Genomic DNA, 14,958 nt, shown 5'->3' on the forward strand with positions numbered 1-14,958 from the left:
GGATGCCTGGCGGCCTAGCGGGCCGGGACTGCCGCCGGAGTCTGCCGGCCCTGGGCCACCAGGCTGGTGCCCAGGGCGTAGCCGTCGCGCTTGGGCAGGACCTGGCGGCGCAGGTAGTCCTGGTTGGCGGCGGTGACGCTCAGGCCGTCGCCACCGTAGTGTTCCGTGCAGATAATGCCCTGGAAGCCAACGGAGATGGCGAACTGGAAGGCCTCGCGGTAGCTGATGAGGCCCGATTCCATGGGGGCCGGCATGGCGACGTACTGGTCCCGTGCCTGGTCCTCATCGCGGATGTAGTTCTTGACGTGCCAGTAGTTGGAGTACGGCAGGGTCTTGTGCACCAGTTCGCGCCAGTCCTCGATGGGACGGTGCAGGCGGATGAGGTTGCCCAGATCCGGGTTGAGCCCGACGTTGGGCAGGTCGATGTCCTGGACGAGCTGCACGGAGGAATCCCCCGTGCCCAGGTAGGTGTCCTCGTACATCTCCAGCGACACCAGGAGGCCGAGTTCTGCAGCGTGCTTGCCCACCTCGCGGATGCGGGTGACCGCCTTGTTCCAGGTTTCCTTGTCCCCCACCGGATCCTTGTGGCCTTCAACAGTCCAGAACCAGAGCTGCTTCTGCTGCTCAGGGGTGATGGCCTGGTGCAGGCCGATCGAGACAACCTCGCACCCCAGGTGGGCTGCGGCCTCGAGCGTGCGGTGGGTGTAGGCCAGGTTGTCTTCCCAGTTGGCTTCTTCGATCACGCTGCGGCGGATAGCGGAGATGGAGGGCAGGCCAATGCCGGCGGCGGTGGCGGCCGCCTTCAGCTCATCCAGCCGGCTGGCGGAGAGATCTCCGGGACGCACCCAGCTGTCAGTGAGGTCGGCGTTGGTGAATCCGGCGTCGGCCACTTCTTCGAAGACCTTCTGCCAGTCGCTGGCGGGGGCGTCCTGGGCGGTGGTTCCATCGGGCCTGGTTCCCGGGAACTGCAGCAGGGCTGCGGCGATGGGCCAGTTTTCAGCGGTGTACGGCATTGTCACTCCAGATCTAAATCGCATTTCCTATAGGATCTACGCTGCTAAGGTGCCCTGTCAAGGGCTTGTGTGTTGTGCCTGCTCAGGGCAGGGCGGGTATGGGGGCTGGCTCCGCAGCCGGTACGCCCGGGAAGGACCGCTAGCTGCGCACTTCGCTGTCGTGCTGTGAGCGCTGCTTGACGCCCTCGATGTGGTCGATCATTTTTTGCCGGGCGAGTTCGGCGTCACCGGACTCAAAGGCCTTCAGTATCTCGGTGTGCTCCGCGATGGCGTAGTCGGCGTCGGTCACGCCCAGGCCCCCGAAAAAGCGGAAACGCTGCACTTGGCCGCCCAGCGCGTTGTAGGCGGACAGCAGGAACTGGTTGTCCGCGAATTCGGCGATGAGCCGGTGGAACCGTTCATCCGCTTCCCAATAAGCCCGGAACTCGGCGAAACTGGGACCGCGCGGGGCGGCTTTCAGGTCTTCGATGGCTTGTTCCAGCTGTTTGGCCAGTTCCGGGTCCGCGTTCCTGCAGGCCATGAAGGCGTTGGCGGGTTCGATCACCAGCCGGGCGTCCATCAGGTCTGCCAGCTCTTCAGGGGAAAACAATGGAGCCACGCGATAACCGCGCAAAGCCATTCTCCGCACCATTCCGGTGGCTTCCAGCCGGGCGAGGGCTTCCCGCACCGGTGTTGGGGAAACGTCCAGCTCCCTTGCCATGCCGTCGATGCTGACGGGCGTGCCGGCCTCCAGCCGGCCGTCCATGAGGGCAACGAGAAGCGCTTCGTAAACGTGGTCGGCGAGGACCTGCCTGCTCACGCCGCCTGAGGCCTGGTTCTTGATTGCCATGTAGAAATCCTATAGCCGGAAGATGCCCGCGAATGCGGGCACCAAGGAGGCGGGCCTGAAGGCGCCGTGCCGCCCGTGGGACGGCACGGCACCTTCAGTACGGCGGTCTCAGGAAACCTGCAGGCCACCGTTGATGTCATAGGTGGCGGCAGTGATGTAGCCGGCGTCCTCGCCGAGCAGGAATGCGATCAGCGCGGCCACTTCCTCCCGGGTCCCCACCCTGCCCATCATGATCCCCTCGGACATCTGCGCCTTGCGCTCGTCCGACAGCGTTCCGCCCATGATGTCGGTGTCGATCGGGCCCGGTGCGATGGCGTTCACGGTGATGTTGTGCTCCCCCACTTCGCGGGCCAGGGCACGGGTGAAACCGAGGATGCCTGCCTTGGACGCGCTGTAGGCCACCTTGGAGTAGGTACCGCCACCGCGCTGGGCCGAGATGGAGGAGATGCTGACGATCCGTCCCAGCCTGCGCTGGATCATGCCCTTGAGCACCCGCTGGGACACGATGAACGTACCGCGCATGTTGATGGCGAATACCTTGTCCCATTCCGCCACGGAGGTCTCCATGAAGGGGGTGGGGGAACTGATTCCGGCGAGGTTCACGAGTCCAATGATCGGCGGGAGGGCCTGTTCGATCTCTGTGATGGCACGGTCCACGGACGCTTCGTCCGAGACGTCGGCACCCACGCCGATTGCCTTGACGGCCCTGTCGGATCCGATTTCCGCGGCTGCCGCCTGGGCATCTTCAGCGTTGATGTCCAGGATGGCGATCGACCAGCCCTCGCTGGCCAGGCGGTCCGCGGTGGCACGGCCGATGCCCCGGGCCGAGGCCGCGCCGGTGAGGACAACGGTGCGCTCTGCAGGGAAGGTGTGCTGCTCAGTCATTGGTGTTTCCTAGTGGGTTTCGGCGGCAGGAACGGTGGCTCCGGGGGCGGAGACACCTTCCGGCCGATTGCGTGCGTAAAGGTAGGTGGCGACGGCGGTTACGGCCAGGCAGGCGGCCAGGAAGACCAGGCCGCTCTGGCTGTTGCCGGTGGCGTCCTTGAGGATGCCCACGATGTAGGGCGCCACGAAGCCGCCCAGGTTGCCGAGCGAGTTGACCATCGCCAGCCCCGCGGCCGCCGCAGCACCGGTCAGCGCTGCGGAGGGCATGGCCAGGAAGGGGGCGATCGCGGAGTAGATGCCCATGGCTGCGAGGGTCAGGAACACCATCGCGAGCACGGCATTGACCGGAAGCAGGAACCCGGCGCCCAGGAGGCCGACGGCGGCGAGCACCATGCTCACGCTGGCGTGCCATACGCGGTTGCCGGTACGGTCGGACCGCTTGCTCCAGAAGTAGACGAAGACCGCTGCGATGGCGTACGGGATGAAGACAATGAAGCCCACCTGAGTTGAGTCGAACTTGCCGAGCGCCTTGACGATGGTGGGCAGCCAGAGCCCCAGGCCGTAGATGCCGCAGACCAGGCCGAAGTACAGCGCCGAGTAGGCGATGGTGCGGGGGTCCTTCAGGCCGGCCAGGAAGTTGTGGTTGCCGGACTTCTGCTTGTGGGCCAGCTCCGCGGCCATGGTGGTGGAGAGCCATTCGCGCTCTTCGGGCTTCAGCCACTTGGCGTGCTCGGGGCGGTCGGTCATCACGAACGGCGTGATGATGCCGAGGATGATGGCGGGGATGCCTTCGATGATGTACAGCCACTGCCAGCCGTGCAGCCCCGCGACGCCTTCCAGGTTCAGGAGCATGCCGGACACCGGTGCGCCCAGGGCGTTGGAGATGGGCTGGGCAAGGATGAAGATGCCCAGCACCGTCACGCGCTGCGCGGCCGGGAACCAGAGGGTCAGGTAGAAAAGGATTGCGGGGAAGAAGCCGGCTTCCGCAGCGCCCAGCAGGAAGCGGATGACGTAGAAAGTGGCTTCACCGTTGACCAGGAACATCGCTGTCGCGAAAATGCCCCAGGTGATGAGGATGCGGGCGATCCACTTGCGGGCGCCGTAGCGGTACATGCCTCCATTGCTGGGGATTTCGAGCAAGGCGTAGCCCAGGAAGAAGATACCGGCACCGAGGCCGTAGGCGGCTTCGGTCAGGCCGATGTCGTTCTGCATCCCGAGCTTGGCGAAGCCGACGTTATTGCGGTCGAGGTAGGCGATGAAGTAGAGGAGGACGATCAGGGGCATGAGCCGGCGCCTGACCTTGCGGAGGGTCGCCTCCCCGAGGTCGCTGAGTGCCGGGGCGGCTGCGCGGGCGCTCATCGCTGAGCTCCAGTTGTGGTGTGGGGACCCATGATCAGGGAATGCGCGCACATAACGACTCCTTTGGCTGGCGGCATTTTTTGGGGGGGTGTTTGATATCAGATGTCTGATGTCTGGTTGAGATTCTAGTCACAGCGTTGTGAGCACGTCAATACGGCTGGGAAGGAGGGTGAGTTGCCTACCGTTCAGTGGGCAGGACCCATTGTGGGAAAGAGCCGGCGGGGAGCTTTTAGCCCGCGGTGGCGCCGCTGCGGCTTGCCTCTGCGAGGTAGTGTTCGTAGTCCTCGAAGGTCTGGGTGATGTGGGCGTCCATTGCGGAGCGCGCTATCCCGGGCTCGCCGGACGCGACGGCGGCCAGCACCAGCTTGTGATGGTGGATGGCGTGCCGCTGCACATCGGGGAATGCGGAAGTCTCGCGCCGCATGGCGAACAGCAGCGTCGACAACTGGCCCAGCAGCGCCGGGACGAACGGATTGCCGGACGCCCGCAGGATGCGGTCGTGGAAGGCGATGTCAGCGACAGTCAGGGCGTCCACGTCACCGGCCTCGTGCGCGGCTTCCATCTCGTGCAGGCTTTGTTCCATCGCGGCAAGGTCATCCTGGTTGTGCCGGACGGCAGCCAGTTCGGCCGCCCCGGTTTCCACCATGCGCCGAACCTCGAGCAGCAGCAGCGCCACCTGTTCGGATGCCACGCCCCTGGAGGCGGCCTGCATGATGGCGTCCAGGCCGGTCCACCGCTCCGGCGGATTGACGAAAGTGCCAAGGCCGCGTTTGACGTAGACGACGTTCTGCGCCTTGAGGACATTCATGGCCTCGCGTGCCGTCAGCCTGCTGACCCCGGATTCCTTGGCGATGTCCGCTTCAGGCGGAAGGGCGTCGTCGGGCTTTATCTCTCCACTGAGGATGTGCTCGAGGACTCTGTCCACGACGACGTCCACCAGCGTTCGCCGTGCTTCTGCCATCCTGCTCCCCTGCCTGGCCGCCATGGCCCGTTTTGCCTCTTAAACCCTACTCGACGTCTGACATCCGGCGGCACGCGTTACGTGCAGCGCCGCGAGACGGTGATTAAACGCGTAACGCGGGGCCGCCCCGGGGTCCGTTGGACGGACCGGCCGGAAGCGGCCCCGCGTTACGCGTTTGTGCTGGAGCGTCGCGCAGTTCTGCTAGAGCGCTGCGTAGACCTCGCGAAGCAGCTTGGCGGTTTCGGACGGCGTCTTGCCGACCTTGACGCCGGCGGCCTCGAGGGCTTCCTTCTTGGCCTGGGCAGTACCGGCCGAGCCGGAGACGATGGCACCTGCGTGGCCCATGGTCTTGCCTTCAGGGGCGGTGAACCCGGCAACGTAGCCGACGACCGGCTTCGTCACGTTGGCCTTGATGAAGTCGGCGGCACGCTCTTCGGCGTCGCCACCGATTTCGCCGATCATGACGATCGCCTTGGTCTCGGGATCAGCCTCGAATGCGGCCAGGGCATCGATGTGGGTGGTGCCGATGATCGGGTCGCCGCCGATGCCGATGGCGGTGGAGAATCCCAGGTCGCGCAGTTCGTACATCATCTGGTAGGTCAGGGTGCCGGACTTGGAAACCAGTCCGATGGGGCCCTTGCCGGTGATGTTGGCGGGCGTGATGCCCACCAGGGCTTCGCCGGGGGTGATGATGCCGGGGCAGTTCGGTCCGATGATGCGGGTGACCTGGTTGCCGTCGGCGTCCACCTTGGACTGGGCGAGGGCCCAGAATTCGGCGGAGTCCTGGACGGGAACGCCTTCGGTGATGACGACGACCAGGCCGATGCCGGCCTCGATGGCTTCGACGACGGCGTTCTTGGTGAATGCCGGCGGTACGAAGACGATGGAGACGTCGGCGCCGGTTTCGGCCATGGCTTCCTTGACGGTGCCGTAGACGTTGATTTCGTTGTCGCCGTGCAGGACGGTGGTGCCGGCCTTGCGGGCGTTAACCCCACCCACGATGTTGGTGCCGGCCTTGAGCATCAGGGCGGTGTGCTTGGTGCCTTCGCCGCCGGTGATGCCCTGGACGATGACCTTGGAGTCCTTGTTGAGGTAGATAGACATGGTGCGTCCCTTTACTTAGCTGCGTTGGCGAGCTCGGCGGCCTTGTCGGCGCCCTCGTCCATGGTGGCGGCCAGGGTAACCAGCGGGTGGTTGGCCTCGGTGAGGATGCGGCGGCCTTCCTCGACGTTGTTGCCGTCGAGGCGGACGACCAGCGGCTTGTTTGCGGAGTGGCCGAGCTCGGCCAGCGCACCGACGATGCCCTTGGCGACGGCGTCACAAGCGGTGATGCCACCGAAGACGTTGACGAACACGGACTTGACCTGCTCGTCGCCCAGGATGACGTCCAGGCCGGCGGCCATGACCTCGGCGGAGGCTCCACCGCCGATGTCGAGGAAGTTGGCGGGCTTGACGTTGCCGTGGTTTTCGCCGGCGTACGCAACGACGTCGAGGGTGGACATAACCAGGCCGGCGCCGTTGCCGATGATGCCAACTTCGCCGTCGAGCTTGACGTAGTTGAGGTCCTGCGCCTTTGCCTTGGCCTCAAGGGGGTCGGCAGCGTCCTTGTCCTCAAGCAGCGCGTGCTTGGGGTGGCGGAAGTCGGCGTTCTCGTCCAGGGAGACCTTGCCGTCGAGGGCGACGATGTCACCGGCACCGGTCTTAACGAGGGGGTTGACCTCCACGAGGGTGGCGTCTTCCTTCTTGAAGACGTCCCAGAGCTTGAGGATGACGCCGGCGACCTTGCCACGCAGTTCCTCGGCGAAGCCCGCGGCGGCGACGATTTCGTCGGCCTTGGCCTGGTCGATGCCCACGGCGGGGTCGATGGCGATCTTGGCCAGCGCTTCGGGGCGTTCGACGGCGAGCTGTTCGATTTCCATGCCGCCCTCAACCGAGCACATAGCCAGGTAGTTGCGGTTGGCCCGGTCCAGCAGGACGGAGAAGTAGTATTCCTCGGCGATGTCCGCACCCTGGGCGATCATCACCTTGTTGACGGTGTGGCCCTTGATGTCCATGCCCAGGATGTTGGTGGCGTGCTCAAGCGCCTCGTCGGCGGACTTTGCGACTTTGACGCCGCCGGCCTTGCCGCGGCCGCCTACCTTGACCTGTGCCTTGACAACGGTAACGCCGCCGATCTTCTCGGCAGCTGCCTTTGCTTCTTCTGGGGTGTACGCCACGATGCCGGCAAGCACGGGTACACCGTGCGCCTCGAACATATCGCGCGCCTGGTATTCAAACAGGTCCACGGTTTAGTGTCCTTCTACGTCGAAGTAGTTTCGGTACAGTCGGACACCATCGAAAAGACGATGACCGCGCTGCGGATTGCACGCACCGGCGGCCTGTCTGGAAACGAGCCACGCGGCGTAATGCTCCATGGGGAACTCTAGTCCTTTGGAGGGACCGGGCCGTCCCAGACTACCTCTTATGTGAGTAACGACACTATTCTATGAGGCGTAGAAAAACCGCGGATTTACGGGGTTTTTGGGGCTTCCGAGGGCGTCTTGGAGGGGTCCATGCCGGGCCCGGGGACCAGCTCGTAACGTTCGGTGGAAACGAAGAATCCGACGCCGGAGGAGACGTTTCCGCATGCCACGCCGCCATTGTAGGCGGAGCAGCGCAGCCCGTTGCGTTCGATGTTTTGCCCGTCGGCCAGGACGTGCAGTTCGGCCAGCGGCCCGGACTTGCTCCCCTTGGGTCCGAACGCCGCCTCCATGGATGTGACGCCGGAGCGGCACTCACCGTAACGGGCATTGTCCGGAGCCAGGAGGGCGACGCCGCCAAGGTAGCCAAGGTTGGTTCCGGCGCAGTCGTCCTTGACGTCGGCGGGCCGGGGCGCGGGGTACCTGCCGAGTTCGCAGTGGGCGACCGGGACGATGGGGAGTTTGTTGTTGGCGGCGTCGCTGTAGCGGTTCTGCTCATACGGGAGGTTCAGGTGTTCTCCGCGCGCGGACGTGAGCGAGCAGGCAACGCTGTGGTCCTCCGTGATGAAGGAAAGCACGTCACCTCCCCCTGCTGAGAAGTCCTTCGGGTCGGCCAGGGGAGCCTTCTCCAGCTGTTCGAGGGGAGGCAGCGGGGGCGGCGGAACATAGGAAGGGTCCTTGGTGGTCACGCTGCACGCCGTTGCCACCAAAAGAAGGGCGGCGAGCATCCCCCAAACAGTCCGTCGCATGGCCTCCATTATGCCCGGCGCCCGCAGCCTCCTGCGTCAGCGGACGATCTTGAAATTGAACGCGGGGGTTCCGAGTGCGCCCCAGAGGCGGAGCCATACGGGCAGGAGCATTTCGGTTCCACGGGCGGTGGTGATGTCGCCGAGGTCGATGACGTCCTGGTGGCCAAAGTCCTTCAACAGGCTGCTGACGATGGCCTTGGCCTCGGCGTCGTTGCCGGAAACGAAGACCGTGCCGGGATCGGACAGCTGTCCCGGGCGGGCCATCAGGTCGGCGTTCATGGTGTTGAGGGACTTCACCACGCGGGCTCCGGGGAAGGCGCGCTGGATCTGCTCACCCAGGGAGTCGGTGTCTTTGACGAACAGGGTTGGGGGCATGCCGTTGCTGAAGTCGAGCGGGTTGGCGATGTCCAGGATGATCTTGCCGTCGAGATTTTCCTCCCCGGCCTGGGCCAGCACCTCGAGGGATACGCCGCCGTTGGTGGCGTTGACAATGAGTTGGGCCCCCACGGCGGCGTGGGCGAAGCCGGCGACGTTGATGCCGGGGTTTTCCGCCGCCCAGGTGGCGAAGGGCGCGGTACCCATGGCGTCGGCGCCTGTCCGGGCCAGTGTTGCCTCGGGATCGCGGGTGCCGATGGTCACGGTGTGACCAAGTTCGGTGAGGCGTGCGGCGAGGGTCCGGCCAACCATGCCCGTTCCAAGTACTGCTGTCTTCATGGTGTTCTCCCAGTGGTTCAGGTTCAGGGCGCACGGCCCAATGTGACGGATCGTTCTCAAGTTTGTGACGGATCGTTCCGTCTGTCAAACTTGGAGAGACATCCCGGAAGATCCAGAAGGAGTGGCTTGATGGCGCGCAGGACGGGCGAGGAGAACCGCCGCAATGTTCTCGCAGTGGCCACGCGCCTGTTCTATACCCGCGGTATCAGGGCCGTGGGGATGGACAGCGTGATCAAGGAATGCGGGGTTGGCAACGCCACCGTCTACCGCCAGTTCCCCACCAAGGACGCTCTCGCCACCGCCTACGTGGAGGGCCGGGCAGACGCCTGGTTCGAACGCATGCGCGAGGCCGCCGCCGAGCATGGGGACCCGCGGGAGAAGCTCATCGCCGTCTTCGAAGTGCTCGCAACGGACTGCGCCGGCAGCACCTACCGGGGATGCCCCATGCTGAACACCAGCACGGAGTTTCCCGAAGGGCAGCACCCTGCCCACCTGGCAGCCGTAACCCACAAACAGCAGGTCCGCGACTGGTTCTACACCCTGGCAGCAGATGCCGGGGCTGCCGACCCCGACCGGCTCTCCGAAGAACTCCTCATCGTCCTCAACGGGGCCTACGCCACCGCAGCCGTCCTTGACGGCGGAACGTACGGAAAACGCGCCGCCGACCTGGCCAGGCGCATCATCGCCGAAGCCTGCCCGAGTGCGTAGCCCTGGCGCTTAGCCATGCATGCTGAAGGCACCCCACGGGGACAGCACCAGCACGGACGTGGGCTAGGCGTCGAGCTTTGTCAGCGGCGCGTAGCGCAGCAGTAGTCGCTTTTCTCCAACGTCGAACTTCACCTTGGCCACGGTCTTGTCACCCGCCCCTTCAAGAGCCAGGACCGTTCCGTTGCCAAAGCTTGTGTGGTTTACCTTGTCCCCCACGCTGACGGCGATGATCTCCTTCTGCGGCTGCACCCGGTTCTTGGCGATGAACGCCGGGACGTCGGCGTTGAAGCCGGCGGAAGAATCTGCCGCGGGGCCCCGGGCCGTACCTGCGCCCCAGAACGATCCGCTGTAGCGGCCTGAGCCGATCGAGCCGCCGCCACCCCACGACTGCCGGCTTGTTCCTTCGCGCTTCCATTCCAGGAGCTCGGCGGGGATTTCTTCCAGGAACTGGCTGGCAGGGTTGTACTGGCTTTGGCCCCACATGCTGCGCACCTCGGACCGTGTCACGTACAGCCGCTTCCGTGCACGAGTGAGGCCCACGTAGGCCAGTCGGCGTTCCTCGGCCAGTTCCTTGGGGTCGGTGGCGGAACGCTGGTGCGGGAAGAGACCGTGCTCCATGCCTGTCAGGAACACCACGGGGAATTCGAGCCCCTTTGCCGTGTGCAGAGTCATGAGGGTCACCACGCCCAGCCGCTTGGCCTCGGCAACCGCGGAGTCGATGTCCGCGCCGGGTGCGTCCGGGATCTGGTCTGCATCCGCCACAAGCGACACCTGTTCCAGGAACGCTGCAAGGCTGCCTTCCGGGTTCTCCTGCTCGTATTCACGCACGACGGCCACGAGTTCGGCCAGGTTCTCCACCCGGGACTCATCCTGGGGATCGGTGCTGGAGCGCAGCGCGGCGAGGTAGCCGGTCTGTTCCAGGACGGCTTCCAGGGCTGCGGCCGCGCCTGAGCCGGCGGCCACTTCCGCCAGGTCATCGAGGAGCTTCACGAAGCCCAGGACGGCGTTGACGGAACGGGTGGCCATGCCGGGCGCTTGGTCCGCACGCCGCGCCGCAGCGATGAAGGACGTGCGTTCACGCTCAGCCAGGGCTGCCACCGCACCCTCGGCGCGGTCCCCGATGCCGCGCTTTGGTTCGTTCAGCACGCGGCGCAGGTTGACGTCGTCGTCAGGGTTGACCAGGACGCGCAGGTAGGCGAGGGCGTCCTTGATTTCCTTGCGCTCGTAGAAGCGGGTGCCCCCCACCACCTTGTAGGGCAGGCCCACGCGGACCAGCACGTCCTCGATGGAGCGGGACTGGGCGTTGGTCCGGTAGAAGATGGCGACGTCGCCGGGACGCAGGTTTTCCTCGTCCTGGAGGCGGTCTATTTCCTTGGCGATGAACTGAGCTTCGTCGTGCTCGTTCTCGCCCACATAGCCGATGATCTTGTGGCCTTCGCCTTCGGCAGTCCACAGCCGCTTTTCCGGGCGGTTCGGGTTCCGGGAAATAACCGAGTTGGCGGCGGTGAGGATGTTTTGCGTGGAGCGGTAGTTCTGCTCCAGCTTGATGGTGCGGGCCTCCGGATAGTCCTTCTCGAACTCCACGATGTTGCGGATGTCAGCACCCCGGAAGGCGTAGATGGACTGGTCGGAATCGCCCACTACGGTCAGTTCCGATGCCCCGGGTCCCTCCCCCACGATCTCGCGAACCAGCGCGTACTGGGCGTGGTTGGTGTCCTGGTATTCGTCCACCAATACGTGGCGGAACCGCCGGCGGTAGGACTCGGCAAGCGCCGGGAACGCGCGGAACATGTAGACGGTTTCGGCGATGAGGTCGTCGAAGTCCATGGCGTTGGCCTGGCGGAGCCGCTGGGTGTAGCCCTTGTAGACGTCCGCAACCGCATGTTCGAAGGGATCGTTGTAGTTGGCCGCGGAGGCATAGGAGTCGGCGTCGATGAGTTCGTTCTTCAAGGCCGAGATCTTGTGCTGGATGGCCTTGGACGCAAATTTCTTGGGGTCCAAATCCAGTGTTTTGGCCACCTGCGTAACCAGCCGGAGGGAATCGGCGGAATCGTAGATGGAGAAGTTGGATTTGAGTCCGACGTTGGCAGCTTCCTGCCGCAGGATCCGGACGCAGGACGAGTGGAACGTGGAAATCCACATGATCTTGGCGCGGGCACCCACCAGGGCCTCGATGCGTTCCCGCATCTCGGCGGCCGCCTTGTTGGTAAAGGTGATGGCCAGGATTTCCCCGTGGTGGGCGCGGCCGGTGGCGATCAGATACGCGATCCGGTTACTGAGCACGCGGGTCTTGCCGGATCCGGCGCCAGCGACGATCAACAGCGCGGACCCGGCGTGCTTGACCGCTTCCTCCTGCTGCGGGTTCAGTCCCTCCACCAGTTGAGCGGGGTCCAGGCGGTGGCTTCGGTGTTGCCCTTCCGGTGCCCGGTCTGCGTGGACGCTGCCGCCGCTTCCCGGTGCCGCAACTGCGCCTTCCGCGGGCGACTTGATGCGGGCGCCGGCTGCAGGCGCGGCCTTGAAGGGTCCGTCAGAGTACGGGTCAAACAACATATCCATGGTGCCTACAAGTCTAGGCGGTGGGACCGACAGGCTCTTCCCGCCTGTGGATTGCCGGTCGAATCCCCAGTCGTTGTCCACATAGGGATTTCGGCTAGGTACCGGTGTCACACCCTGCTGGAAGACTTTGGTTGTGGAAGCAGTGGGCACGACTCAAGCGAACGGGACGGCGGTGATGGCCGCTGTTGCGGTTGTTCCTGCCTTTCCCACCCTTGCTGATGTCCTGGCGCTGCTTCGTTCCCCTCCACCTCCGGCGATCCGCCTGCGGCGCGACCGCGCCGAGGGGAGCATTGCGGACGCCTGCAGGGGCACTGGCACTGGCACTGGCAGTGGCAGTGGCAGTGGCAGTGGCACTGGCGGCAGGAGATCTACGTCCAAACGGACTCTCATCCAGCAACCGGTGTTGTGGTGATGCTTACGCCACCGACGCAGACTGGAGGGCTGAACGCAGCTGGCGTACCGCCGTCGCGCCTCCCGCCATGAACCACTCCAGACCGTTGACCGTGACGGTGTCCACCGAGCCGCCGGCTGCCGCGACGATGGCCTTGCCTGGCAGCCAGTCCCACTCCGGGCAGCTGTGCTGGAACCAGCAGCCCAGCTGCCCGTCCGCCACGCGGCCCAAATCGCAGGAGCCCGAACCCAGCATGCGCAGGGAGGCAGCGGAAGTGGCAGCCGCATGCCAGGGCATGGCGCACATGGGGTCCATCAGCCAGGTGGGGTGGATGTAGGTGGCAGCGCCGAGCTCAGCAACGGCGGTGGCGTTCCGCTTGCCGCCGTCGTCGGTGAAGACCGTCAGCGCTTCGCCGTTGAGCGTTGCCGGCCTGTCCCGGCCGCCGAGCCACAGCTTGTCCTCTTCCGGCTGGAAGATGGCGCCCAGCAGGACATCGTTTGAGTCCTTGAGGGCGATGGCCGAACACCAATAGGTGGAGCCATGCAGGAAGTTATAGGTGCCGTCCACGGGGTCGATGACCCACGTGCGACCGCTGGTGCCCGTAATGGAAGTGCCCTCTTCGCCCAGGATGCCGTCGTCCGGGCGGCAGCGTCTCAGCTGTGCAAGCACGTAGGCCTCGGCCGCATGGTCCGCCGCGGTCACCACGTCGGAGACTGAGGTCTTCTGCTCGGACTGCAGGCCGCCCATGCGCATGAGGAGCGCCAGCTGCCCGGCTTCCTTCACGAGCCCTGCTGCGAGCTGGTAGTCGTCCAATGCAGGGTCAAGTTCAGCAGCGCTGTGCCGGCCAATGGTCATGGCTTCAGTGTAGGGGGCGGGATAATGGTGCCATGGCCAAAACCCCTGCCCAGCGGATCAAGAAGCACGGCGCCAACGCGGTTGTCCCGCAGCATCACCTGCCGCCGGTGGTGAATCCGACGACGGCGCGCACGCCTGAGAAGGCGCAAGGAAACAGCAACCTGATCGTGATTGCGGGCGTGGTGGCCAGCCTGTTCCTCTTCTGGTACCTGCACCTGCTCACCCTGGACCAGCTCACGCAGCTCACCGAGGGCCGGGCCATGCCGGATTCCCTGGTCGGTGGTTTCGATACGGGCTACATCGGGCAGCTGCAGGCGGCGATGAACGCCGATGCCTTGGGCCAGCTTAACTACGTCCACAAGACCGCAGGCACGCTGTTCCCGCTGATTTTCGGGTTTACGTGGCTTCTCCTCATCGGCACGAACGTGGCCCGGAAGGCGCTGCGCTGGGGCCTGTGGGCGCTGCCGCTGCTGTTCGTGGTGGTCCGACTCTGGGGCAACGTAGCCATCGACGCCATGCTGGCCTCAAATGGTCCCGACGCCGGGCAGGTTGCCTTGGCGTCCGGCCTCACCGTTGCCGGCTGGGTGCTGTTCGTCCTGAGCCTGTTGGCGGGCGCTGCGGCGGTGCTCCTCCGCAAGCGGAAAGCCCCGGACGAAAACTAAGGCGGCCCCAACCAAGCCATACCGGCCAGGCCGCCCCGGCCGCTAGGGCGCGTCCACCCGGGCGGCAAGGGCCAGAGCTCGCCGTGCCTTCCGGTGCCGGTGTACCCGGCTGGCCACCACCAGCCCGGCGGCAGCCATCCCCACGGTCACCGGATATGCCATCAGCCGTTCCAGCGCTCCCGGCTCCGGCACGGCCATACGGGTCAGGCCGCCGGTGGCGAGCGCGGCCGCCGACACGGCGCCGCACGCCAGGATGAGCCATGCCATTCCGGTTTTGCGCAGCCACAGCAGTCCCAGCACCAGCAGGGCAGCGGCGCCCGCGACGAAGTACAAGACGGCGCCCGTGTAGTGCCATGGGGAGCCCACATCCTCGGGAACGAACCCCACGATCACGGTCCCGATACCTGCGGCGCCCGTCAGCAGCCGCACCCACAAGGCTGCCAGCCAGGGCTTCCGGCGCCCCCGGTCCACGCGGGCACCAGGGCGCGCCGCCACGCACAGCAGCCCCGAGGTCAGGAGCACCGCTCCCAGCAGCATGCCGAGCCCCTGCACCACGAACGACACATTCATCAGCCAGTTCAGCGGCGAACACACCTCCCGGCCGGAATAGACACCGCAATGGATGGCGCCAAGGTCGCTGATGTAGCCGGTCCGGAGGTCGTAGGGCCGGGGACCCGCCCACGCAATCGCCACCGCCGCTTCGGCAGCAAAGTATTGCAGCACGCTCAGGGTGGACCACGCACCGATGTAATGCCGTGTGGACGCAGTGTCCGGGATGTAGACAGCGGACGGAGCGGCAGTCGGGGCTGGACTCATG

14 protein-coding genes are annotated in these 14,958 nt (G+C 65.4%); 2 read left to right on the forward strand and 12 right to left on the reverse strand.

Annotated features, from left to right (window positions below; genetic code table 11):
• Positions 1-14 precede the first annotated feature (14 nt).
• The 9 genes from AC2JAJ_RS03500 to AC2JAJ_RS03540 all read right to left on the reverse strand — a co-directional run bounded on the left by AC2JAJ_RS03500 (position 15) and on the right by AC2JAJ_RS03540 (position 8,969).
• The gene (locus AC2JAJ_RS03500; protein WP_486414246.1) at positions 15-1,013 is read right to left on the reverse strand and encodes a sugar phosphate isomerase/epimerase family protein; all 999 of its coding nucleotides are present in this window, start codon (positions 1,011-1,013) and stop codon (positions 15-17) included.
• A gap of 139 nt (positions 1,014-1,152) precedes the next feature.
• Positions 1,153-1,842: a GntR family transcriptional regulator gene (locus AC2JAJ_RS03505; protein ID WP_221387110.1), complete on the reverse strand. Its 690-nt coding sequence runs from the start codon at positions 1,840-1,842 to the stop codon at positions 1,153-1,155.
• A gap of 108 nt (positions 1,843-1,950) precedes the next feature.
• Entirely contained in the window at positions 1,951-2,727 is a 777-nt protein-coding gene (locus tag AC2JAJ_RS03510; protein WP_486414245.1) for an SDR family NAD(P)-dependent oxidoreductase, read from the reverse strand.
• Positions 2,728-2,736: 9 nt separating this feature from the next.
• On the reverse strand, positions 2,737-4,086 hold the full coding sequence (locus AC2JAJ_RS03515) for an MFS transporter (protein WP_221387112.1): 1,350 nt from the start codon (positions 4,084-4,086) through the stop codon (positions 2,737-2,739).
• A gap of 229 nt (positions 4,087-4,315) precedes the next feature.
• Entirely contained in the window at positions 4,316-5,047 is a 732-nt protein-coding gene (locus AC2JAJ_RS03520; protein ID WP_486414244.1) for a FadR/GntR family transcriptional regulator, read from the reverse strand.
• Between the two features lie 201 nt (positions 5,048-5,248).
• Entirely contained in the window at positions 5,249-6,151 is a 903-nt protein-coding gene (gene sucD / locus AC2JAJ_RS03525; protein WP_486414243.1) for a succinate--CoA ligase subunit alpha, read from the reverse strand.
• A gap of 11 nt (positions 6,152-6,162) precedes the next feature.
• Positions 6,163-7,332, reverse strand: a complete 1,170-nt coding sequence (gene sucC / locus AC2JAJ_RS03530; RefSeq protein ID WP_486414242.1) for an ADP-forming succinate--CoA ligase subunit beta — start codon at positions 7,330-7,332, stop codon at positions 6,163-6,165.
• A 224-nt stretch (positions 7,333-7,556) separates the two neighbouring features.
• The gene (locus AC2JAJ_RS03535; RefSeq protein ID WP_486414241.1) at positions 7,557-8,264 is read right to left on the reverse strand and encodes a hypothetical protein; all 708 of its coding nucleotides are present in this window, start codon (positions 8,262-8,264) and stop codon (positions 7,557-7,559) included.
• Between the two features lie 27 nt (positions 8,265-8,291).
• Positions 8,292-8,969 carry an NADPH-dependent F420 reductase gene (locus tag AC2JAJ_RS03540; RefSeq protein ID WP_486414240.1) on the reverse strand — a complete coding sequence of 226 codons (678 nt, stop codon included), beginning with the start codon at positions 8,967-8,969 and terminating at the stop codon, positions 8,292-8,294.
• A gap of 129 nt (positions 8,970-9,098) precedes the next feature.
• On the opposite strand from AC2JAJ_RS03540, the gene AC2JAJ_RS03545 reads away from it, so the two are divergent.
• A complete protein-coding gene (locus AC2JAJ_RS03545; RefSeq protein ID WP_473693824.1) occupies positions 9,099-9,677 on the forward strand; it encodes a TetR/AcrR family transcriptional regulator in 579 nt (192 codons plus the stop codon).
• Between the two features lie 63 nt (positions 9,678-9,740).
• Here the strand turns inward: AC2JAJ_RS03545 and pcrA are convergent, their stop codons facing one another.
• Positions 9,741-12,233 (reverse strand): DNA helicase PcrA, encoded by a 2,493-nt coding sequence (pcrA, locus tag AC2JAJ_RS03550; RefSeq protein WP_486414239.1) that lies wholly within the window; start codon positions 12,231-12,233, stop codon positions 9,741-9,743.
• Between the two features lie 415 nt (positions 12,234-12,648).
• Positions 12,649-13,479: an inositol monophosphatase family protein gene (locus tag AC2JAJ_RS03555; RefSeq protein ID WP_486414238.1), complete on the reverse strand. Its 831-nt coding sequence runs from the start codon at positions 13,477-13,479 to the stop codon at positions 12,649-12,651.
• A gap of 32 nt (positions 13,480-13,511) precedes the next feature.
• Between AC2JAJ_RS03555 and AC2JAJ_RS03560 the strand changes: the two genes are divergently transcribed.
• Positions 13,512-14,141, forward strand: coding sequence for a hypothetical protein (locus AC2JAJ_RS03560; protein WP_221387120.1), 630 nt, complete (start codon positions 13,512-13,514; stop codon positions 14,139-14,141).
• A gap of 42 nt (positions 14,142-14,183) precedes the next feature.
• Here AC2JAJ_RS03560 and AC2JAJ_RS03565 read toward each other — a convergent pair whose 3' ends face one another.
• Positions 14,184-14,957, reverse strand: a complete 774-nt coding sequence (locus AC2JAJ_RS03565) for a DUF998 domain-containing protein (RefSeq protein WP_486414237.1) — start codon at positions 14,955-14,957, stop codon at positions 14,184-14,186.
• Between the last annotated feature and the right edge of the window lies 1 nt (position 14,958).

The organism is Arthrobacter sp. MOO21 (assembly GCF_057369995.2).